13 protein-coding genes, 1 tRNA gene and 1 pseudogene are annotated in these 22199 nt (G+C 60.6%); 5 read left to right on the top strand and 10 right to left on the bottom strand.

What is annotated here, in order from left to right:
• The first annotated feature begins 81 nt into the window (after positions 1 to 81).
• The 3 genes from ligA to BLW36_RS00145 all read left to right on the top strand — a co-directional run bounded on the left by ligA (position 82) and on the right by BLW36_RS00145 (position 4829).
• Positions 82 to 2172, top strand: a complete 2091-nt coding sequence (gene ligA, locus BLW36_RS00155; RefSeq protein WP_091383773.1) for an NAD-dependent DNA ligase LigA — start codon at positions 82 to 84, stop codon at positions 2170 to 2172.
• Positions 2173 to 2321: 149 nt separating this feature from the next.
• The gene (gene polX, locus BLW36_RS00150) at positions 2322 to 4040 is read left to right on the top strand and encodes a DNA polymerase/3'-5' exonuclease PolX (protein ID WP_091383771.1); all 1719 of its coding nucleotides are present in this window, start codon (positions 2322 to 2324) and stop codon (positions 4038 to 4040) included.
• A gap of 3 nt (positions 4041 to 4043) precedes the next feature.
• Positions 4044 to 4829 carry an Fpg/Nei family DNA glycosylase gene (locus BLW36_RS00145; protein WP_091383769.1) on the top strand — a complete coding sequence of 262 codons (786 nt, stop codon included), beginning with the start codon at positions 4044 to 4046 and terminating at the stop codon, positions 4827 to 4829.
• Between the two features lie 147 nt (positions 4830 to 4976).
• Here BLW36_RS00145 and ftsH read toward each other — a convergent pair whose 3' ends face one another.
• The 3 genes from ftsH to BLW36_RS00130 form a co-directional block, all read right to left on the bottom strand.
• The gene (gene ftsH, locus BLW36_RS00140) at positions 4977 to 6884 is read right to left on the bottom strand and encodes an ATP-dependent zinc metalloprotease FtsH (RefSeq protein ID WP_091383768.1); all 1908 of its coding nucleotides are present in this window, start codon (positions 6882 to 6884) and stop codon (positions 4977 to 4979) included.
• Positions 6885 to 7458: 574 nt separating this feature from the next.
• Positions 7459 to 7535 (bottom strand) — tRNA-Arg (locus tag BLW36_RS00135).
• A 301-nt stretch (positions 7536 to 7836) separates the two neighbouring features.
• Entirely contained in the window at positions 7837 to 8139 is a 303-nt protein-coding gene (locus BLW36_RS00130; protein ID WP_091383766.1) for a hypothetical protein, read from the bottom strand.
• A gap of 210 nt (positions 8140 to 8349) precedes the next feature.
• Between BLW36_RS00130 and BLW36_RS17045 the strand changes: the two genes are divergently transcribed.
• A complete protein-coding gene (locus tag BLW36_RS17045; protein ID WP_139304775.1) occupies positions 8350 to 9033 on the top strand; it encodes a hypothetical protein in 684 nt (227 codons plus the stop codon).
• A 42-nt stretch (positions 9034 to 9075) separates the two neighbouring features.
• Positions 9076 to 9936 (top strand): M90 family metallopeptidase, encoded by an 861-nt coding sequence (locus BLW36_RS00120; protein WP_091383763.1) that lies wholly within the window; start codon positions 9076 to 9078, stop codon positions 9934 to 9936.
• Between the two features lie 49 nt (positions 9937 to 9985).
• On the opposite strand, the pseudogene BLW36_RS17440 reads toward BLW36_RS00120, so the two are convergent.
• The 7 genes and pseudogenes from BLW36_RS17440 to BLW36_RS00085 all read right to left on the bottom strand — a co-directional run.
• Positions 9986 to 10495, bottom strand: a pseudogene (locus tag BLW36_RS17440) (nucleotidyltransferase family protein); the annotation flags it as partial.
• Between the two features lie 43 nt (positions 10496 to 10538).
• Positions 10539 to 12725, bottom strand: a complete 2187-nt coding sequence (locus BLW36_RS00110; RefSeq protein ID WP_170833068.1) for a glycosyltransferase — start codon at positions 12723 to 12725, stop codon at positions 10539 to 10541.
• A gap of 281 nt (positions 12726 to 13006) precedes the next feature.
• Positions 13007 to 14080: a GNAT family N-acetyltransferase gene (locus tag BLW36_RS00105; protein WP_091383757.1), complete on the bottom strand. Its 1074-nt coding sequence runs from the start codon at positions 14078 to 14080 to the stop codon at positions 13007 to 13009.
• A complete protein-coding gene (locus BLW36_RS00100) occupies positions 14077 to 14994 on the bottom strand; it encodes a glycosyltransferase family 2 protein (RefSeq protein WP_091383755.1) in 918 nt (305 codons plus the stop codon). The genes BLW36_RS00105 and BLW36_RS00100 overlap by 4 nt, the downstream gene beginning before the upstream one ends.
• Positions 14991 to 16058 (bottom strand): polysaccharide deacetylase family protein, encoded by a 1068-nt coding sequence (locus tag BLW36_RS00095; protein ID WP_091383754.1) that lies wholly within the window; start codon positions 16056 to 16058, stop codon positions 14991 to 14993. Before BLW36_RS00095 ends, BLW36_RS00100 begins: the two co-directional genes overlap by 4 nt.
• 257 nt (positions 16059 to 16315) lie before the next feature.
• On the bottom strand, positions 16316 to 20314 hold the full coding sequence (locus BLW36_RS00090; RefSeq protein ID WP_091383753.1) for a translocation/assembly module TamB domain-containing protein: 3999 nt from the start codon (positions 20312 to 20314) through the stop codon (positions 16316 to 16318).
• Entirely contained in the window at positions 20314 to 22116 is a 1803-nt protein-coding gene (locus tag BLW36_RS00085; protein ID WP_091383752.1) for an autotransporter assembly complex protein TamA, read from the bottom strand. Before BLW36_RS00085 ends, BLW36_RS00090 begins: the two co-directional genes overlap by 1 nt.
• Positions 22117 to 22199: the final 83 nt, after the last annotated feature.

Below are 22199 nucleotides of genomic sequence, written 5' to 3'. Positions count from 1 at the left end.
ATGATGGCGTAGACAACTTTCTTCACGAGATAAGCTCCTTCGGTCGAGAGGGCTGAACAATTTAGTAGTTATAGTTGGTAAATGCAGGACTACAGTCACCCGGCAATCCTGAATTCCCGTATGAACTTCAAAGACAAACCAGACACCAACTTCCGCTCACTCGACCAAGTCGATATAGAAGAGGCTGATGAGGAAGCCAGTGCGCTGCGTGAAGGCATTCACTACCACGACTACCTGTACTACGTAAAAGACTCACCGAAGATTTCGGATGCGATTTACGACAAGCTATTCCAGAGGCTGCAGGATCTGGAAGCCGCCTTTCCAAAATTAAAAACCGAAGATTCCCCCACCCAGCGGGTCGGCACCGAGCCGGTCAGCCAACTGGAAAAGATCAAACACCAAGCGCCACTGCAGAGCCTACAAGCCACACTCGACGACACCGATGTTCGGGCCTTTCTAAAAACCGCGCGCGACAGGGCCGGCAAGCAATCGATCCGGCTTAATCTGGAACCGAAATTCGACGGTCTGTCAGTGGAAGTCGTCTACGAGCACGGTAGGTTCAAGTACGGAGCGACTAGAGGTAACGGCGAGGTCGGCGAAGATATCTCCCGCAATCTGAAGACCATCCATACCCTGCCCTTGTCACTGCAAAACTGCAACGACGCGCCAGGCTCCCTCGCGGTTCGAGGCGAAGTCTTCATGCCAAAGAAGGGCTTTACCGAACTGAACCGCCAAAGGGTGGAGCGCGGTGAGGACCCGTTTGCCAATCCCCGCAATGCCGCCGCCGGCCTGATGCGCCAGTACGAATCTCGCCAGGCCGCCGGCAAACCATTGAGTGTGTATTTTTACGAAATACTGGCTCTCGAAGGCGAGATGCCGGCTAACCACCACAAGGTGCTCAAGCAGCTAGCCGACTGGGGGCTGAAAACCAGTCCACTGAACGAAACCGCCACTTCGATAGAGGATATCGAAGATTACCACCGCAAACTAGGCGACAAGCGCGACGACCTGGACTACGAAATCGACGGCATCGTCATCAAAGTGGACGAACACCAACTCCGCGAGCGCCTCGGGAATCGCGATCGCAGTCCGCGCTGGGCGCTCGCATGGAAATTTGAGCCGCGCAAAGAAATCACGGAGGTGCAGGATATCGTGGTTCAGGTGGGGCGCACCGGAATACTCACCCCGGTTGCGCTGCTGCAACCGGTGGACGTGGGAGGCGTCACCGTCAGCCGCGCTACCCTCCACAATGCGCACGAGGTACACAGCAAGGATATCCGCGTCGGTGACCGGGTGCGCATTATCCGCGCCGGCGACGTGATCCCGGAGGTGGAGGAACGGGTCAAGACGCCGGGCAGGAAACGCAGCGCTCCCTTCGATATGCCCGAGCACTGCCCGGTTTGCGAAGCCAAGGTCGTGAAAGATGGCGCCTATTACCTGTGCACCGCCGGATTGTCCTGCGCCGCTCAACTGATCGGCCGCATACAACACTACGCAGGCCGCGATGCCATGGATATTGACCACCTTGGCGAGAAGGCGGCAGAGCAGCTGGTGCAGCGCGACTTGATTAACAATCTCGCCGACCTCTATACACTCAAGCCAGAGGACCTGGAACAATTGGACGGCTTTGCCGAGCGCTCAGCCAAAAATCTATATGAAGCCATTCAGGGAGCAAAATCACCTCGCCTGGACCGTTTTCTGTTCGCGCTCGGCATCCCGCTGGTGGGTCGTCGGGTGGCGCGACAGCTGGCGGAAGAATTTCACACTCTGCAAAAGGTAATGGCTGCCGATCGGCGAGAGATCGAAAAGATACCCGGCATCGGCAGTGAAATTGCGTCAGCCATCGCCAGTTTTTTTGCCGAAAAAGACAACCGCAAGGTACTCGAGCGCATGCACACAAGTGGCATTGAAGTACAACCGATGCCCAGGCGTGATAAGAAAACACTAGAGGGAAAGACCTTTGTTTTTAGCGGTGGGCTGGAAGACCTTACCCGCGACCAAGCCAAAGAAAAGGTCGAATCTCTGGGCGCGCATGCCACTTCCAGCGTTAGTGGCGAGACAGATTATCTGGTAGTGGGCAGTAATCCCGGAAGCAAGCTCGACGAGGCCAGGGAGCGGGGCGTACGGGTCATCAATGAAAAAGAGTTCAGGAAGCTGCTCGACGAGTCCTAGTCACCGGCTGGCCACTATCAGTCACTACAGGCCCCGCCCACAACGCGCCTATTAACTGGCCGTTCACGGGCTATCGGAGCCTCGCGGAAAATCGCAACCAGCCTCTCGCCTATACTGAATCAGCTTACCGCCAGCAATGCCACAACACTATGGCCGTCCACAACAGAGAAATCGCCGACAAATTCGACAGGCTCGCCGACCTGCTGGAAATTGAAGACGCCAACCCCTTCCGCGTGCGCGCCTACCGCAATGCCGCGCGCACCGTGCGCGGATATCCGCGCAGTATGTCGGACCTGCTGGAAGACGGAATCGACCTGACGGAGCTGCCGGATATTGGCGATGATCTGGCAAAGAAAATTCAGACGCTGGTGGAGACCGGCAGGCTGCCACTGTTGGAAGAAGTGGAAGAGCGCACCCCGCCCGCGCTCAGCGAGCTGATGAAAATCGAGGGCCTCGGCCCCAAGCGGGTCCGGGCCCTGTTCCTGGAATTGAATATCAAGACGCTCGACGATCTCAAGGAAGCGGCGGAAAGCGGCAAGATCCACGAGGTCGCCGGCTTCGGTGACAAGAGCGAAGAAAAAATCAAAGAGCGGGTGGAGAAATTTTCCGGCGAAGCACCCCGCACCATGCTGATCGACGCCGAAGAGATCGCCAAACCGCTGCTCGAATATCTACAAAAGGCCGAAGGCATCAAGGATGTGATGATTGCCGGCAGCTACCGCCGACGCAAGGAGACTGTTGGCGATCTGGATATCCTGATCACGGCCAAACAAGGTGCCGAGATCATGGATCACTTCACCAACTACGAGGAAGTGGAAGAAGTCGTTTCCAAGGGCAAAACTCGTTCCACGGTCCACCTGCGCTCCGGAATGCAGGTAGACCTGCGAGTGGTGCCCCAGGTCAGTTACGGCGCGGCGCAACACTATTTTACCGGTTCCAAGGCGCACAATATCGCCGTGCGCAAACTGGGCATCAAGCGGGGCTACAAGATCAATGAATATGGCGTTTTCGAGGGGGACAAGCGCATCGCCGGTGAAACCGAGAAGTCTGTCTACGATAAAGTCGGCCTGCCGTATATCCCGCCGGAATTACGGGAGAACCGCGGCGAACTGGAGGCAGCCAGAAAGGGCAAACTGCCAAAACTGATCACACTGGAAGATATCCGCGGCAACCTGCACGCCCATACCAAGGCCAGCGACGGCCACAATACCCTGAAAGAAATGGCCGAGGCAGCAGCGAAACTAGGATACGAGTACCTCGCTATTACCGAGCACTCAAAGAGCCTGGCCGTCGCCAGCGGTCTGGATAAAAAGCAACTGCTGGCCCATTTTGAGCAGATCGAAAAATTGAATGAGCAGCTCGACGACATTGTGCTGCTGAAGTCCAGTGAAGTAGATATCCTCGAGGACGGCTCGCTGGACTATCCCGACGACGTGCTGAAGGAGCTCGACTTCACCGTCTGTGCCGTGCACCAGAAATTCGACCTGTCGCGCAAGAAGCAAACCGAGCGAATACTGCGCGCGATGGACAATCCCTACTTCAATATTCTCGCCCACCCCAGCGGTCGCCTGATCAACAAGCGCGACCCCTACGAAACCGACCTGGAGAAAATCCTCGAAGCGGCCAAGGAACGCGACTGCTTTGTCGAACTCAACGCGCAACCGCAACGGCTGGACCTGACCGACGAGGGGTGCATCATGGCGAAGGAACTTGGGGTCAAGATATCTATCGCTACCGACGCGCACAGCACCTCCAACCTCGAACATATGCGCTTTGGCATAGACCAGGCGCGCCGCGGCTGGCTGGAAGCGAAGGATGTGATCAACTGTCTGCCGCTAAAGAAACTGCTCAAGTTGTTTGACAGATAGCCGATGCCAGAGCTGCCCGACGTCGAATATTTTCGCCACTACTTCAACGCGACCTCGCTGCATCAATGTATTGCTGGCACTCATGTGCAGTCCCCCTCGCTGCTGGTCAAAACCTCGCCCCAGGGCCTGGGGCGCGCGCTGAAGCACAACCGCTTTGAATCAACCCAGCGACACGGTAAGTACCTGTTTGCCGAACTGAGCAGCGGCAAGTGGCTGGTACTGCACTTCGGTATGAGTGGTCGACTGGACTATGGAAAGCGCAGTGGCGAACCACCCGAGTATACCCAGCTGGCTGTCGAATTCGAAAACGGCTACCAACTCGACTATGTGGCACCGCGCAAGCTGGGACGCATCGCACTCAGCGACTCCCCCGAAGCCTGGGTGAGGCAGCAGGACCTGGGACCCGATGCGCTGGCAATCAGCGAGGACGAGTTTGTTCGCATGGGCAATGAGCGGCATGGCCGTATCAAATCCTGGCTGATGGACCAGCACAGCATCGCCGGTATCGGCAACGAGTACTCCGATGAAATACTCTTTCAGTGCGGCATACACCCAAAACGTGAATTGGACGCGCTGGACCGTAAGGGCCTCGAGCGACTGCACAAAAACCTTCGATCAATCCTGCAAACGGCGATCGAGAAGAAAGCCGATCCGGAAGAACTACCGCCGTCATTCCTGCTACCACACCGCAAACAAGGCGGCCACTGCCCCGGCTGCGATACACAACTTAAAACCGTTGAGGTATCCGGGCGCACTGCCTGGTTCTGCCCACAATGCCAGGGCCGCTGATTGACTATCAGCGCCAACACTGGATACCGGCGTCAAGGATTTCACAAATTTTACTGACGGGCGCAGAGCCCGTAATGCGCAGGGCCGCCACGAAATCACGGGCATGTCTTATGGTCCGGTACCGTCAGAGAAGAAAGGCGGCGGTGGTTATTTGGCGTGAATAATCTGCTGGATCTCCCCCGCTTCCAACGTCTCCTTCTCCAGTAGCGCCTGCGCCAGCGCATCCAGCTTGTCGCGGTGTTTCTCCAGCAATTCCCGCACCTCCGTCTCGATACCGCGAATCAGGTCGACGACTTCCTCGTCGATAATCTCCGCCGTGTGCTCGCTGAAATCCTTCTGCTGTGCCATCTCGCGGCCGAGGAAAATATGCTCCTCCCCACGGCGGAAAGCCACCGGTCCCAGCTTCTCACTCATGCCCCAGTGCGTCACCATGTGCTGCGCCAGACGGGTGGCCTGTTTCAAATCCTCCTCGGCGCCGGAGCTGAGCTCGTGGAACACCACCTGCTCCGACACCCGCCCGCCGAGCATCACGCCGATGCGGTCGCGCAGGTAACTGGCGCGCAGGCTGTGGTGCTCTTCCTCCGGAATCTGCTCGGTGGCACCGAGGCTGCGGCCGCGGGGAATGATCGTGGCCTTGTCGAGGGGATCGGCATTCGGCAGCAGGCTCGCCGCCAGTGCGTGCCCGGCCTCGTGGTAGGCAATGGTTTTCTTGTCCTCATCACCGATCACCATCTCCCGCTCGCTGCCCAGCACCACCTTGTCGCGCGCCAGCAGCATGCACGTCATGTCCACCGAAGATTTGTCCTCGCGCCCGGCGAGCAGCGCGGCCTCGTTGATCAGGTTTTCCAGATCGGCGCCGGCAAAGCCCACCGTCAGCGCCGCCAGCCGCTCAAAGTCGACGTCGTCGGCCAGCGGCACCTCGCGCGAGTGGATCTCCAGGATCGCCTTGCGCGCGTGCTTGTCCGGCAGGTCCAGGGTGATCTTGCGGTCGAAGCGACCGGGGCGCATCAGCGCCGCATCGAGCACATCCGGTCGGTTGGTGGCGGCGATCACTACGACTGCCTCGTGTGGATCGAAGCCGTCCATCTCGCCGAGAATCTGGTTCAGTGTCTGTTCGCGCTCGTCGTGACCACCGCCGAGGCCGGTGCCGCGGGCGCGGCCCACCGAATCGATTTCATCGATGAAGATGATCGACGGCGCCTCTTTCTTGGCACTGGCAAACATATCCCGCACCCGCGACGCGCCAACGCCGACGAACATCTCGATAAATTCGGAACCACTGATACTGAAGAAGGGTACGTCGCTCTCGCCGGCCAGCGCCTTGGCCAGCAGTGTCTTGCCGGTACCCGGCGGGCCCATCAGCAGAATGCCCTTGGGAATCTTCGCCCCCAGCTTGCGGTAGTGCTCCGGGTTTTTAAGGTAACCGGCAATTTCCTGCAGATCGCGCTTGGCATTGGCCAGGCCGGCCACATCGTCGAAAGTCACATTCGATTCGCCGCGCTCGAAGCGCTTGGCCCGGGAGCGGCCAAAGCCGAAGGCCCCACCACCGCCGACGCCGCCCATACGTTCCTGCATCCTGCGGCTGGCCCAGATAAACAGGCCGATGATCAATATCCACGGCAGAAAACCGATCAGCACTCGGGTCCACAGGTCCGCCTGCGCCGACTCGGCACGGATCTCCACCTGCTGCTCTTCCAGCAACGGCATCAGCTCCGGATCCTCCACCGGCGGCAATATGGTGACAAAGCGGCTGGCACGGGGTTCACCGGAAGGAATCTGCCCCTCCGCCGACCTCTCGAACGAACCGGAAATGCGGTCGCCCTGCAGTATCACGCTGGCCACCTGACCGCTGCGCACCTTCTCCTTGAATTCGGTATAGGAGAGCGTTTCCCGCTCCTGATTCTGCAGGGTGCTGGACCAATACTGGGCTATCAGGATGACAAAAAAGATCCAGATCAGGTATTGCCCCCAGCCGAATGCAGGCGGTGGCCGCTGCGGCCGGGGCGGCGGGCCCTCTTCGTCTGGTTTTCTGTCTTCGCCCTGCTCGTCTGCCATATGTGGTTCGCTGTGCCTGTGGCGGGAAACTGTCGGCTAGTTAGAGCCCGGACCGCTGGAGCCCGCACTCCGTATAGGTGCAGTTCAACTGGGACCAGTATAGTTTCCCCAGTGTCGGCGCCGGATGGGGAGGCAGGGTTAGGTTTGGCGGCTTTCGGGCGTGAGGAGGTTTCGAACGTTCGGATACACGAACAAAAAAGTCCGACCCGGGATTGGACGCTTTATCGTTCAGTGGACGGGGAGGATTGACTCAAAACACGCTGGGCGTGTTTTGCCCCTGCGGGCTCGCTGCGCTCGGTCCAAGCTCGCGAGCGCGAGCTTGTCGAACCTGGGAGGTTCGTTCACCGACCGAGCAGGCCATACAAAAAAAGCCCCATCCTTGCGTGGTCACTTTCTCGTTCGGCGGACGGGGAGGATTGACTCAAAACACGCTTGGGCGTGTTTTGCCCCTGCGGGCTCGCTGCGCTCGGTCCAAGCTCGCTGGCGCGAGCTTGTCGAACCTGGGAGGTTCGTTCACCGACCGAGCAGGCCATACAAAAAAAGCCCCATCCTTGCGGATGGGGCTTTTTTTGTATGGCGCGCTCGGGAGGATTCGAACCTCCGACCGCCTGGTTCGTAGCCAGGTACTCTATCCAGCTGAGCTACGAGCGCGTTGTGGTTGCGAACTATAGTGAGTTGGCTTGGCGGAGTCAACTCTTTTTTCAGGCCTCTTTGAGAAAAAATGCCTTAGAAATCCGCAGCTTACCGAGCTTCTGGGCCTCCCGGGGAATGCCGGTGAAGCTCGATAGGGCGCGCATTCTGCCGCGCCTTGCGGCGCTTTGCAAGCCCTATCTTCAAGATAGCCATATTTCGATTCCGGCGGGCCCCGGGACACCGCCCGCCGCAGGTGAATACCCCGGAGGCCGGCCACCTGCTCTCGCCCGCGGCTAGCGCACTCGGCAAAGCGCCGTCACTAGCGGAATGCAAGCCACACGATAGCGGCCGCCAGCAGTCCTGCCAGGAATAGCGCGAGCCCTTTCACCATCAGAGATCTCGCGTATTCGGCTTCCCGGTGAATCAGTGCGTAGGGGAGTCCGGTGATCGGGCCCAATACAATCGAGGCTATGCCCCACAGCCACCTCTTGTTCCCCAGTGCAGTCAAGGCGGCCACTAAGCCCCCAAACCAGCACAGGGTCACACCGATCACGAGCAAAATAAATATCGGTATCGTGACCCACTGATGGGACAGGAAGATCTCCACCAATTCTTGTTTCAACTTACTTCTCCGTGTGTTCCTGATAAGACTTCGCGCGCCGTTACGGCTAACCGCGACTTGCGCATATTACCACCGGACATTTTTTTGTGGCCAAATCTCATCTTCGGCCGTTGGAAGCGGAAGACAATCGTCCGCTACGGGGAACCAACCACCTTCACTATTACTCGAAATAAACAGGACTCTCTCGCTACGGAAAGCAGCACCCCAGCCGTGTCACAGAGCATTCAGTTAACTGCCAACGCCCCGCTGATCCACTCCCAGGCATGGCGCACACGTGGCGCACTGTTGATCGCCGTTGCCCTGCACGTCACCCTGCTGGCACTACCCTCTCCCCTGCTACAGGATCACGCTGCCCGCCACACAACGCTCCGATTGACGATTACACAACTGCCGGAGCCAGGGCCAACAACGGTGCCACAAGCAGAGGTCGGAGAGCCCACGCCCCTGGAATCAGCACCCAAGCCCTCATCGCCTGCAAGGAGAACGGATTCAGCCGATGCGAAACAGCGCCCCACCAAGCCGGCAGAATCAATCCAAAGACAACAGGAAGCCGACATTTCCCACCGAGATAAACCAGTGTCATCCCAACAACCGATTGAAATGCACCCTCTGGAGGGCGGGGCCAGATCCCGCTCCACCGTTTTCGATCCACGCCTGGCCGCGAAGCTCTCGCACGAGCGCAACCAGGTGCAGAAATTTGTATCGGGTAATACTGAATTGATGACTGCAAACGGTACCTTTATCCGCAAGGGCGACTACTGTGCGGAAATCAGGCGGCTGATACCGAGCGATATCGACAGCAATGTCAGCCAACATTTCAGGATCAAGTGCACCAAGAGGCGGCGCCCGCAGGAAGATATAGACCGGCTCGCGCGCGAGTACGGAATTCCCTAGAATCGTCGAACCGATTCCTTCGCAAGTGACTGCTGCCAACTGATGACGACGTTTCTGGCCATTATCCTGCTCGCAATCCTGCTCTGGCTGGTCCCCCACTACTACCGAACCTGGCGCAGCCGTTACCTGCGCTCGAAAACCCTGAACCCGCAGCAGCAGCAATTACTGCAGGAAAGCCTGCACCTGTACCCACACCTTCCGGTGGCGCAACAACGGGAGTTGCAGGCCAATATCGCCTTCTTTCTGCACGACAAGGAGTTCGTCGGCTGTGAAGGGCTGCGAGTCTCTGAACGGATGCGCATTGCCGTAGCGGCCCATGCCTGCCTGTTACTGCTGGGCCGAGAAAATCGATGCTACCCCAATCTCTACACCGTCTTGCTCTACCCCGATACCTATGTCGCCCCCGAAACCCATCGCGATGGTTATATCGAAACGACCGGCCACAGCGCCCGGGAGGGCGAGGCGCACTACCGCGGTCCGGTGGTCCTGTCGTGGGCCGACCTGGAAGAGGATCTTCTACACCCGGAGAATGGGCGCAATGTAGCGCTGCACGAGTTTGCGCACAAAATCGATGAAGAGGACGGCTACTACGATGGGCGCCCGCTATTCGAGAACGCTGGCGAAGGAAAGAACTGGGCCGCAGTACTCGGCACAGAGTTCGCGCGTTTGCGCCAGCGCGCAGTTGCGGGAACTTCGGTCCAAGCGGAGCCGGCAGTGCTCGATCTCTATGGCGCCGAATCACCAGCCGAATTTTTCGCGGTGGCGACAGAGAGTTTTTTCACTACCCCCAGGGCGGTGCGAGAAGCACATCCTCTGCTGTATCGAGAGCTGTGCCAGTTCTACCGGCTGGATCCCGCCGCGCTGCCGCATGGAAATCCTCAGGCCGATCGATATCCAGGCTAACGCCGGGATCTTCCACGACCAGCTCCCGCACCGCTTGTGGATGTGCACGCAGAATCTTCTCCGCGCCGCGCCTGCCGCGGAGTTTTGACAACTCGGCAAAGAACGCCTTGCCGAACACTACCGGGTGACCGCGGCGACCGCCGTACACCGGCAGGCAGATAGTCTCCGCGGTCGCTGCGAGCAGTAAATAGCGCAACGTCTCCGGCCGGACAAACGGCATATCGGCGAGGCAGACTGCCACGGCATCCGGCCGGCAGCCGCGCTCTAACAGCACGTCCAGCCCTGCGGCAATACTCACCCCCATTCCCACCGGCCAGACCGGCGCGCGCGCCAGACAGCCCGGCTGCTCGCGGACCAGCCCCATCAGCATCGAGCCAACAACCGCGTCCCGCGCGCGCAGGACAACCTGCAGATCAGCCCGACAGTTACCGGCCAGTGCCAACTGCAGATTGCGCAGCGTCGCCAGTAACATCGGCTCGCCGTCGATACAGGCCAGGCGTTTGTCACCGCCGAAGCGGCGTGAAAATCCGGCGGCCAGCACTATCGCTGCGTATCGCATAATGGCTCCCCTGTTTCTCGTCACTGACCTATCGCGCTCGCCGTCACACACCCGGAAACCAGCCGCTGAGCCGAAAGGCGAGCAGCGGCGCCGACAACTTTTGCGTAAGCTGATCGCGCACCGCGAAGGCATCGAGATCATGGCGGTGCAAGCGCGTCGGATCGGTCGCCGACGTATTCACTCCCGATGCTGTGGTGACGGCTCGGCTATAGCCCGCCTCCGCAACCGCCTGTGCACTGGCGTCGTCACAATCACCGTTGGGATAGCAGAAGGAATCCACGGACTGGTCGAGCCAGCTCTCCAGCACATTACGGGATTCCGCCAGCTCACGCCGCCGCTCGTCGGCATCGCACTGCGGCAACATCACATGGTTGATCGTGTGGGAACCGACCTCATGGCCGACATCGCACACACAACGCAGCTGGCGTTCGTTCATCAGCAGCGCCCAGGGCGGTACTGTTGCATCGGGAACGGCGCAGCGCAGGTCGTCGATCAGTTCGCGGCGATCGCTCGGTGGCAGAGTCTTGACCGACTCCACCAGCCGATCCAGTGGGCGCGGCCCCGCAGGCAACTGCAATGACCATTGGCTTAGTCGCTGCTCGAAGGCTTTCCGGGCTTTCACAGACCTGGCCGCGGCCAGCGCAGCAAAGCCCAGGGCGTCGTGCCAAATCGCATCCCCCCGCGCGACGTGACCGGTGGGAACGAAAAATGAAGCGTTGAGCCCGGCCCTTTGCAACTCCGGCAGTGCGTATTCGAAGTTATCCCGCTGGCCATCGTCAAAGGTAATCGCCAGCAGCGGCTTTTGCGGTCTCTCGCCGGCGGCAAAACGGCGGTGACACTCCGCCAGGCTGCCGCAGCTATAGTGGCGGGCAAAGTAATCCAGGAACCAGCGCAGTTCTTCCGGTGTCACCGCCAACCTTGGAAACGGATACTGGCGGCGCAACGATTCGGGCAAAACCCGATGGAAAGTCACTACGGTAAGATTGTCCCCGTGACGAACCGCCGCGCGACTCTGGCCACTGAGGGCGAGTACCCGCCCTATCGCATCCCGCGCCAATCTCTTTGCGGTACCCAGTGCGCCCCGCTTTTCCCGCGGCACCAGCTGTTCCCGGGCCGCCAGCAGCGACAGGCGGCTGGCGACAGGCCGCACGGCCGCGTGAATATCGAACTCAGCAGCCACACGCGCGCGTCCGGCTTCCGCGAGGCGCCTGCGCAGCTTCGCGTCTTGCGCGAGGGCCTCCAGCCGATCGGCCAGTTCCGGCCAGTTGCCGGGGCTGTACAGCAGCCCACTCACATTGTCTTCCAGCAGCTCGGGAATGCCCGCCACGCGGGGGGCAACACAGGCGACACCGAGCGCGAGCGCCTCCATCAATACCACCGGCAATCCTTCCATAAAGCTGCCCATGGCAAATATATCTGCGCGGGCAAGCTCCTGCGGGACGTCCGACTCGGGCACACGGCCCGGCAACGACACCCGCTCGCCGAGCCCCAGACCCTCCACCTGCACGCGAAGTCGCTGTAGATCTGGCCCGTCACCGACCAACCGCAGTTCGGCGTCCACGCCGCGCTCCAGCAACAACTGCAGAGCGTGAATCAGGCCGGCCAGCCCCTTCTCTGGCGACAGCCTCGCCACGCACAGAATACGTACGCGGCCGCTAGAGTTTGTCACTGGTTCTGTCGCACGGATTCTGTCGACGTCGACCCCGCAGCGATTGATAAACATCTTCGGCCAGTGTTCCGGTTCCACCATGCGCATCGCCTGCGCCCGCGTGAAGTGCGCCACGCAGGCGACGAAATCCGCATGGCGAAGCTTGTCCGGCAGAAGTTGTCCGGCGGGATAATCGAACTCGCTGATACCGTGCAGCGTGAGGCTCCAGGGCAGGTCCAGATAGCGGGACGCGAGCAGCCCTACCGTCGCCGCGGGATTGGCGAAGTGATTGTGAATATGACCAACCTTTTCAGCGCGCATACGCTCCGCCAGGTAGACAGCCTCGCCAAAATAGAGGACCGCACGCGACAGCGCGACATAACCGGGTACCCGGTGACGCAGGGCCGCAGCGAATGTACGGGCGTAGGCGATTGGATGCAGCCCCACTCCACGCAAATGCGCCCACAGCAGGTCAATCCGTGGGGGAACGACATACCAGGTAGAGGCGAACTCTGCCTGTTCCTCTTCGGCGTTTCGCTCAGCGGGCTCCGGTTGTCGTACCGAGTAAGTGCAGATATCCAAGCCGCAGCTGCGCAACGCGGATACCTCTCGCCGAATGAAAGTGTGAGACGTCGCGGGATATTGACTGGTCAGGAATGCGATACGCATGGCTTTGGAGAAATTAACGCTGTTATTGTTCCGCTAAAGCATAGCGCAGGCCAAGTTCGCCACTGGGATAGCAGGAAGAAAACCGGTAAAAACTCGCATCAGCTACTGCGACTACCTGTGTATGCTTCCCCGCCCATACAGGGTGTCTCTGGCATTGGGATTTCACGTGCCAATGCATTTGCAGCTATTGCTGATCAGGCAAAGCGCTGTCGGTACGTCCAGCGCTTTGCCATGCGCAGAATCGGCCGCACCGGCTCAATCAAGCGGCTCTGCCGCAACAGGTTTTCGCTGCCGTTCGCCAACCGGCGGAAAGCGTTGCCGGCCGAGGGGCGCCATGCACAACCTTCGGCCACCGGATTGGCGCAGTCGGCAAAACTGTTTTTGTAGGGATCGTCACCCTTACCCAGATCCAGTTGCTGCAGCCCCTGCGCAGCCGCCTCTTCGGCCACCTTGCACAACAGGATTCCTCCGGGCGAATATTTGCCGAAACTGCGGTCGTAACCCGGAAACCACCAGTGCCAGACGCTCCCCGAACACATACCCATATGAGCGGCAACCAGTTTCTCGCCCGCATAGAGTGCCGACAGACGCCCGGAAAAATAGCCGGTTTCCGTTGTCCACAGCTGCTCTACCAGCGCTCTGGCCCACTCGTGTTCGAAGAAGTCCACGACACCGCTGCGCCGGCACTGCTCTGACTTCCACTGAAAAACCTGCTGCAGAATCTCCCTGTCGTGCGTGTGCGCAACAAAGCGGAGCGGCCCCACTTCCCGCGCAAGTTTGCGCGCCTTGCGCTCCAGCTGGAAAAAGCGCCCCGCCCCCGCGGCGCGGCGCCGCGCGCGATATGCGCCGAAACCCTGGGACAGATCGAGTGCCGGCGACAGTGCCCAGCGACTGTGGTACTGGTCGAGCGGCGCCTGCTCCGCGATCAGGTGATCGAATTCCCAGTAGGCGAGTCCGCAGGACCGTAGCAGTGTTTCGACATCCCAGATGGCACCGGGCGCCACTATCACCCCGTGGTAATCTGACAGTGCGCCGCCGACTGGCCGGCCTCCACCGAAGCGCCCCCGCTGGAAAGGGAAAAAGCCCACCGCCTCGGCGCCTTCCTCCAATACGACAACCCGCACGTCATTTCTCACGGCCGCGGCGGCGAGGGTGAATTCCAGGCAAAAGTACGGGCTCCGCAGACAGGCGGTGCTTCGCTGCAATGTCCGCCAGGTTTCGCGGTGCTCGGCAGTCAGATCGGCCACCTCGATCAGCGAGTATTTCACTGCGCCGTACCTCTCGCTGGTGTACGCAGGATCGGTGCTTTGATTCGCGCTCGCAGGGTGTCATCGGGCCGCCGCTGCAACAATCGGGCGCCGGCCTTGGCCGCAAGGACGCCGATTTCAGCCAGTTCCGCCAGAGCGGCGGCGGGCCAGCCGAAATGTTTACACAGATAATAGAAACGGCTTTCGAAATAGTGCTGAGCTATGCAATCGGCGTAGAGCTTTTTGCCGGTGGTTTTTGCACTGGCGGCATTTTCGTGGGTCGCCACCGCTTCTCCCAGTGCCCAGATCTGCCAACCGGCATTGCGCGCCCGCAACCAGAGGTCCGTTTCCTCGAAGTACAGGAAAAAGCGTGGATCGAAGTTGCCGATCTGCTCCAGCATCTGCCGCTTCAGCAATACCACCGCGCCGCAGACCCAACAGGTTTTGAATGGGGGATCGCCCGGATGGATTGGCCGCAGATCCTCGTCCGCACCGGCGCCGAGGACACTCTGCACCAGCGATGTCGGCGTCAGCAAGCCACCCGCCGCCTGCAGGCCACCGTCCGGCTCGCGGATCGCGGGCGCGACGACGCCGGCGCGTGGCGTCCCGTCGAGAAAGTCGACCATCCGCTGCAAGTCCCCGCTCGCCAGTGTCGCGTCCGGATTCAACAGCAGGATATGCTCGCTCCTCGTGCGCTCGATACCAATATTGCAGCCACGGCCGAATCCGACATTACGACCGTCAGCAATCAGACGACACCAGGGATGCTGCTTGCGCACCCATTCGGCGGTGCCATCGATACTCGCGTTGTCGACCACCAGGCATTCGGCAACCAGACCCGACTCATAGGATGGCCTGATTGAATTCAGCGCCCGCGGCAGCACGCCTATGGAGTTGTGGGTGACGATAACGACACTGACATTGGAATTGTTCATGCGCGACCAAAGACCTCGAGCGACGCCTGCGGATAAGCACCACTGGTATAGAACGGAAACAGAGCCATACTCGACGGCGCCGAGAGTCGTGGCATTGCGTAAGGATCCCCGTCGGAATCCACGAGTACCGCAGGATCGGTAACCGCTGCCGAGCTGAGATTCGCCGCGATTACGGCGCTGCGGGCCGCGGAATTCGAGCGGCCATAGGGGAAGGAGAAATGCTTAGGCACCAGGTCGAGTGCCTGTCGTACATCGGCGACCGATGCCGCGACTTCTTCAACGGCAACCTGCGGCTCGCAGGCGGTAAGATCGATATGATCCCGGGTGTGCACGCCGATTTCGATGCCGGGGAAGAGCCGGCGCAACTGCCGCACCTCCTCCCACGACAGGGTAAGCGGTGGCGGTGCGCGTAGCGGACGCAGCTGCTGCGCGATTTCCGTCAATATTTTTTCACGCTGGCCCTGGGAGGCCGGCAACAGCCGATCTGCCAGCGCCAGGTAGCTAGCTCGGGCGTTCCCGGGATCGGCCAGATTAACCGGCCCCAAATTTTCCTCCGCTAGATGGAGCAGGTCGCAACTGCGCGCGTTAAATAGCGAGTAGAGAGTATCAATCCACTGTGCTTCGACCCGGGTCACCTGTCCGGTTGCCAGGTACAGGGTTGCGGGCAGGTTATAGCGCTTGAGAATCGGCGCGGCCTTGGTAAAAACGCCGCGATAGCCGTCGTCAAATGTTATCACCACCGTGCCTGGCGGGGGCGAGCTGCCCGCGGCGATCAGTGACAACAGTTCATCCAGCGAGATAACCCGGCGATGTCTCGCGAGGAAACGCATCTGGCGCTCGAATACTGAAACGGGGACGGCAAACCGGGGGTCTATCCAGTTTTCGTCTTCCCGGTCGGTGATGCCGTGATACATCAGAATGACGGCGCCGCTGACGCCGCGCATGCGAACGTAAGCCGCTCCGATTCCGGAAAGCGCCATGCCGCACTGCAGGGCGGCAAGCACTTGCCGGCGCAGGCGCATCGGCGCAAACGTCAGCGGGCGAGAGAAAGTGGTGTCGTGCATCTACTGCCCTCCCCGGCCGCAAAGCTCGGACAAAGCTGCTCTTCGCTCGCGAATGCCGGCCCGGGAAAATTAAATTCAGCGCAGCCGCCAGCAGTGACATCTGGACAGTAACGAATGACTCGGTTTGGGAAAAGGAGCAGACCAGATCACAACCGAACCAACAAGTTTCTGCTCAACAGTCAAATATGGCCTGGGCGCCGGTCTCGTCGCGGCCGGCGCTCCAGCGTGAATGCGCAAGGTGGAATCAAGGTTCTCTATTAATAGTCTTTCTTCCACTGCAGCTCCACACTGCCGGCGCCGCTTTCGCCTTCTTGGGCAGACTTGATTTGCAGGTTCAGGTTGCGGCGCAGCTCTATCTGCATTTCCGCCTGCCAGGGATTGAGCGGATCCGTGCTGCGCTGTAACTCGATGTAGATACGATTGGTAATGTATTTACCCAGGCTGAGGGCATACCTGTCGCCTTCGTCCGACTCTTCCGTCTCGATATCCAGCGTGTCGACACCGAGAAGCTCCCGGGTCTTGGCCACGGGATCGAACGCCGAACCGCCGCCCTGCAGGCTCCTGACCACACTGACCATACGCACCGCCTGTAACGGTGAAATGTCCGACAGCGACTTGCCGAACAGCAGCTGGGCGAAAATTTCGTCCTGGGCCGCCGCCGGCGACGAACTGAAGGTGACGTCCAGATCGTCGGTGGTGCCGGATATTTCCGCGGTAATCTCGCCTTCGCTGTACTCGTGCAATCCCTTGACGTAAATGGCAGCCTTGTTGTTCTCGAATTGCACTTCGCCTTCCTGCAGTTCGAATTTCTTGCCGAGCAGGTCGAAGCTACCGCGAATGATGCGCAGCTTGCCGGAAGCATCGGGTTTGGCCGCGGTGCCACCGATATCCACCTGGCCGCGCAGCTGGGAGTTGAGCCCGAGTCCGCGCACGTAGGACTGTTTGTCCAGCACCACTTCGACATCCAGGGCCATCTTTTGCAGTAGTGGCGGCGCCCGCTCAACCTGCGGACCGTCCACATCCACCTCGGTCACTTCTATTTCTGGCACGCTGCTGCCGAACAGCTGCTCTATCTGCACGGCCAGCGGCCGCAGCGTCAGCTTGCCGGCCAGCTTTGCGTCCTCGGTGGTTCCGGTCAGGGCAATGGCGCCGGAGATGGCACCGCGCACCGCCGGGGTGCTGAGCAGGTGGGCCTTGTCGACGCGTAATTCGAAGTTCAACGACGGCGGCGCCTGCGGGGCAAACCGAACCGCGCCGCTGAGATTGAGCGTGCCACGCTCACCGTCGTCCGCGCGCGCGCGTTCAATACGCCACTCCGACGGGGTAAGGCGCGCCAGGAAGTCGATACGGCGCAGACGGGTGTTGCTCGGCCGGTGCTCGTAGCTACCACCCTGCAATTCGATACGGCCATCGAACACCGGCTTTGCCAGCGTGCCGTCAGCATCGACGGCAAAATTCAGCTGGCCGCGCATGGCGTGGATTTCCGGATCGACAAATTCCGCGACCACTGCCAGGTCGGCGCTGCCGCGGCTGCGCAGCTGTAGCGGTAATGGCGGTACCTGTTCGCCCTCGGCGCGCTCGGCAAACAGTTGCTCCAGGATCGGCGCTATCGCCAGGATTGCACTGGCATCGACGGCCTGGCGTGCGCCGTGATGGGCGGCCAGGGAAATTTGCAGGTCCCGTTGCTGGGTGTGCCAGTCCAGCACCAGGCTGAGGGGCTTGATTTCAACCCGCTGGCGCGCGAGTCCCGGCGCCTCGCTGGTAATTTTCAGTTCGCCCTCCAGCTGCGGCCGTTCCGGACTTCCCGCCGCCGTGGCGCGCAGCGTGATCTCCCCGCGCTCGGCAATATCCGCCGGCAAACCGATATCGAGATCCGCCAGCCTGGCCCGGCCGCGTATTTCCAGGTCGAGTTGCTGTGGATTCAGGCTGCCGTGGGCCGACAACTGGTTGCGCTCCGCCCACACCAACTCCACGCCGGCCAGATCCACTCGGCCACCGCCATAACCGACATCGCCCATCAGTTGCCAGGGCTCGCCGCGGAAATTGCCCACAGCCAACAGGTTTGCCTTCGCCCGGGGACTGGCAAAGGGCCCGGAGAATTCCCCGTCAATACTGATTTCCCCCTCCAGCGTCGGCGGCAACTGCACGCCGGCCATTTCTGCCAGCGACAGCGGAATATTGCGTCCGGCCACCTTGCCCTGAGCCCTGCCTGCCTTCGGCTCTATTATGCCGTCGACTTCGAGCCAGGCGCCGCCGCGGCGAGCGAGGCGCCGGGCTTCCTCGGCCAGTTCCGCCGCGCGGCTGCCATTCTGCTGCGGCCGCGGCTTGCCGTCGCGGGTATCCTTTCGCGGAATCAACGACTGGGGGCCACGCAACTGCTGCAGATCGAACTGGCCGGGACCCTTGTCGGCCGACAGTTCCAGGCGCAGTTGATCGAGGGTGATCTTGTCCAGATTGCCGGCGGCGCCACCGCGCAGGGTGAAGTGCTGGTCGCGATAGCTGCCACCGGATTGAATCTGCGCATCCAGCAGCGGATTCGCCCAGGGGCCACTGACACCCACCGCCGCCTGCAGATCCACAACCACGCCCTCGGCAGCGGCCACCCCCAGTTCCCGCGCTGGGCGGAAGTCCTGAGCGTCGACGTCCAGTTGCAGATCCAGCGATTCCTTCGCAATGGCCACCGCGCCGACACCGCTGACACTGAGGCGCTCGCTGTGCAGCCGGAATTCGGAAATGGTCAGGTTTTTCAGATTTCCTTTGACGGCGGCATTCAGGCTGGCATCCAGCTGCCGGTAGCTGGGACTGGCTTGCAGGGTCGCGTTCAACCCGGGATTGTTCCACGGCCCCTTGGCGACAACCTGGAGCCTGTCTACGGTCCCCTGCAGGTCTTCCGGTATCTCGACATCGCCGGTACCGGGCAGGGCCTTGAGCAGACTGCGGATATCATCGACGGACATGTGTTGTATTTCGCCATGCAGATCGATCGCCTCGCCGCCGATATCGACACTGCCCTCGGCATCCAGGCGGCTGTCTGCGTAGTCGAGACTGGCGGACTCTATCTGTATCACCTGGTCGCGGGTCTGCACGCGGCCCTGCAAGCGCAGCGGCCGCTCGCGATAGGTGCTGTTGAGATCGACAATGCCCGACACCGAAGGCAACGACAGCGGGCCGCGCACGCTCAGGTCGGCACTGAGCCAGCCGCCGACGAGGAAGTCCTGCCAGGGCTGGGAAATGGCAACCGGCAGCCGGTTGAAGTCGATTTCCGCATCGACCTCGTCGGCGCTGACCGACCCGGAGATCTGATGACGGCTGTCATCCACTTCGAGCACCAGTCCGTCCGTGACCACCTGCCAGGGTGACAGTGTGACGGTGGCGCGCCCGGAGAGTGAAAATTGATGCTGTACCAACGGCAGGGAAAGACTCTCGATATCCACCAGTAACCGGTTGTCCTCCGGCTGCTGCAGAGAAATCTTGCCACGCGCATCCAGCGCCTGTCCCTCGGGCAGCTGCAGGTAGTTTCCGGCGAAGCCCGCCGCTTTTTCACTGGCGGAGAGTTCCAGCACGAAGCGGCCGCTGTCCACCTCATTGCCGTCGAGCCGCAGGTGCAGTCCCGCACCATCGAGTTCGCGGATTTCCAGAAATAACTGTGCCGCCTCACCGGGCCACAGATAGCGGACGTTCGACGTCACCGCCACAATGGGCAAGTCCGGTACGCGCTTGTCGACGACTTGCAGGCGATCGACGCGCAGGGAGCCGAGCCGCGTTTGCGGCATCGACAGGGGTTCCTGCGGCTTGTCCGCGGCGTCCGCTGCCGCCTGGGCCTGGGCTTCGATCATTTCGTTCAGCACGTCGATACTGACGATCAGCTCCGCAGCATTAATCGTCTCGATATCGATGCGGTTGCCCAGCAGGGCCCCGAGGTCGACATCGACGGCGAAGTCGCGACCCTGCGCCAGGGTGCTGGCTCCGTAATCGATTTTCAGGTGGGAAAAATACCAGGCTCCCAGATGCTCGCTGCCGATACCCTCTGCCTGAATCGCCAGATCCGGCACAAACCGCTCTGCACCGTAAATCGCACCACGGGTCAGGTTTATCCGCCCCTGCTCGGTGCCGAGCAGATATAACAGCGCCAGCAGGATGACGAGAAACAGACTGAACAGCAGAGATCCGCGCCCACTCAATGAATGCCACAGGCTCTTCAGCACGACACCCAGCGCGCGCACATATCCAGCGGCGAGATCGGCCAATGCTTTCATCAGAAGGCCTGCCCCAGACTGACGTAGATCTGGTAGTTGCTGTCGATACCCTCCCGCTTGTCGAGCGGAACAGCGATATCCAGGCGCAGGGGCGCAAAGGAAGTGAAATAGCGCACGCCGATCCCGGCGCCCCAAAAGAGATCGGAGAATTTCGGCCGGGGGTCTACATAGGCGTTGCCGCCATCGACAAACAACACACCGCCCCAGGTGTCGGTGAAACGAAAGCGGCCCTCCAGCGATATTTCACCGAGCCCGCGTCCACCGATCGAGTCGGACAGGGTCGGCGCCTCACCCGGCTCCGTCGGCGGCACCAGCACCCGCGGTCCCAGCTCCTGATAGCCGTAGCCGCGCACCGAGCCGCCACCACCGGCGTAAAAGCGCTCGTCTGCCGGCAATTCCAGATTGGGCACGCCGGAGATGGCACCTGCCTTGACGCGCAGCGCCACGGTGGGCTCGTAACGCATCTGGCTGGCCGTCTTGTATCCGGTCAGTACCAGGGTGTTCCTGACAAACGAGGTATTGGAATTTTTCAGGTCGACGTAGGGTTTTACCTCCAGCGCTATCGTCGCCCCGCGCCGCGCGTCGAGTGGATTGTCCGTGGTATCCCATTTCAGGCCCAGCGGGAAAGCCAGCAGGTTGAAGTTCTTGTTCTTGTTCTCATCCTGCAAGACATCCACTTCCTCGTCGACGCGGCTGAACTTCAGTTCGACACCGGCACTGGCCGTCCGATTGCGGCTCAATTCGCGCTGAACGGTAGCTCCCAGTTTCAGGGACTTAGCGCGGTAGGAATCGCGGTCTTCGTTGGCCAGTTCGACACTCCCGGATAAGCTCTGCTTGGCACTCAGGAAGCGCGGTATGAGCAATTTGCCTTTGAGCGATTGCAGCGCCGGGTTCACCTTGCTTTCGACTTCGACTTTCTCGCCGCGATGGAAGACATTGCGGTGCTCCCAGCCAGCGGAGACACCGGCGCCCTGGTCGGAGGTGTACCCTACCCCCAGCTTCACGGTGCGGTGGCTGCGTTCCTGTACCACGAAAGTAATATCGACCAACCCCTGATACGGCTCCGACACTTCGCTGTTGGCGCTGGCAATCAGGTTGGTGCGCAGCAGCCGCAGTCGCGCAGCATCTATTTTCTCGCGACTGAAGCAATCACCGGTGTTTATCTTCAGCTTGTCCTGCAGGTAGTCCGCCTCAATAGTGGTGAGTCCCTCCATACGCACTTCGCCGACATTGACTTCCGGGCTGGGCGCTACTCGGTATTCCAGCCGCGCAGCGGCTTCGCTGTGAATCGCCGTCGCCTCATAGCTGACATCGACATTTAGCAGGCAGGCGTTCTCGTTCAGGTATTTCTCAATCACCTTCACGCCATCGAGCACCTTACTTGCGATCAGGGGGTCCCCGACACGCAACGGTAGGCCGCTAAACCCCTGGCGCAGGTACTCCGGCATGTCGAGAAAAATGCTCTTGATATGGTATTGGGGGCCGGGACTGACGCGATAGAGAATCTCGTCATCGGTCACAGTCTGGCGCACGCTGGCGTCGTAGTAACCGCGCGAGCGCAACAGTTTCTCCAGCGTACCGCGCTCGTAGCGGGCGACATCGCGCGGATCATCGTAGCTTTTCAGTACGCTGCTGCCCTTCCGTTGTTCCTTCATCTGCTCGCGCAGCCAGTCCTGCAGCTGGCGGTCGTCCTCAACCCGCACCTTGAAGTCGGGCAGCTGATCAAAAAAAGGAATGGCCTGTGCCCTGGGTAATGGCGACAGTAACAAGGCGGCCAGCAGGATACCGATGAAAATGCGCAAAGGAGTTATCCGTTGTCAGCGACTGGTGCCCAGCCTTAGGGGACCGGGCACCAACTCCGATCCCTTCTTTTGATATAAGTTGC

This window comes from Microbulbifer marinus (assembly GCF_900107725.1).
GTDB lineage: Bacteria > Pseudomonadota > Gammaproteobacteria > Pseudomonadales > Cellvibrionaceae > Microbulbifer > Microbulbifer marinus.
The sequence above is the reverse complement of the archived record's forward strand: the minus strand, read 5'-3'. Positions and strand labels throughout refer to the sequence as shown.

Coding starts and splice junctions, on each gene's coding strand:
- BLW36_RS00120 (WP_091383763.1), top strand. CDS start 9,076: ATGACGACGTTTCTGGCCATTATCCTGCTCGCAATCCTGCTCTGGCTG.
- BLW36_RS00100 (WP_091383755.1), bottom strand. CDS start 14,994: ATGAACAATTCCAATGTCAGTGTCGTTATCGTCACCCACAACTCCATA.
- BLW36_RS00095 (WP_091383754.1), bottom strand. CDS start 16,058: ATGCACGACACCACTTTCTCTCGCCCGCTGACGTTTGCGCCGATGCGC.
- BLW36_RS00090 (WP_091383753.1), bottom strand. CDS start 20,314: ATGAAAGCATTGGCCGATCTCGCCGCTGGATATGTGCGCGCGCTGGGT.
- BLW36_RS00145 (WP_091383769.1), top strand. CDS start 4,044: ATGCCAGAGCTGCCCGACGTCGAATATTTTCGCCACTACTTCAACGCG.
- polX (WP_091383771.1), top strand. CDS start 2,322: ATGGCCGTCCACAACAGAGAAATCGCCGACAAATTCGACAGGCTCGCC.
- ligA (WP_091383773.1), top strand. CDS start 82: ATGCAGGACTACAGTCACCCGGCAATCCTGAATTCCCGTATGAACTTC.
- ftsH (WP_091383768.1), bottom strand. CDS start 6,884: ATGGCAGACGAGCAGGGCGAAGACAGAAAACCAGACGAAGAGGGCCCG.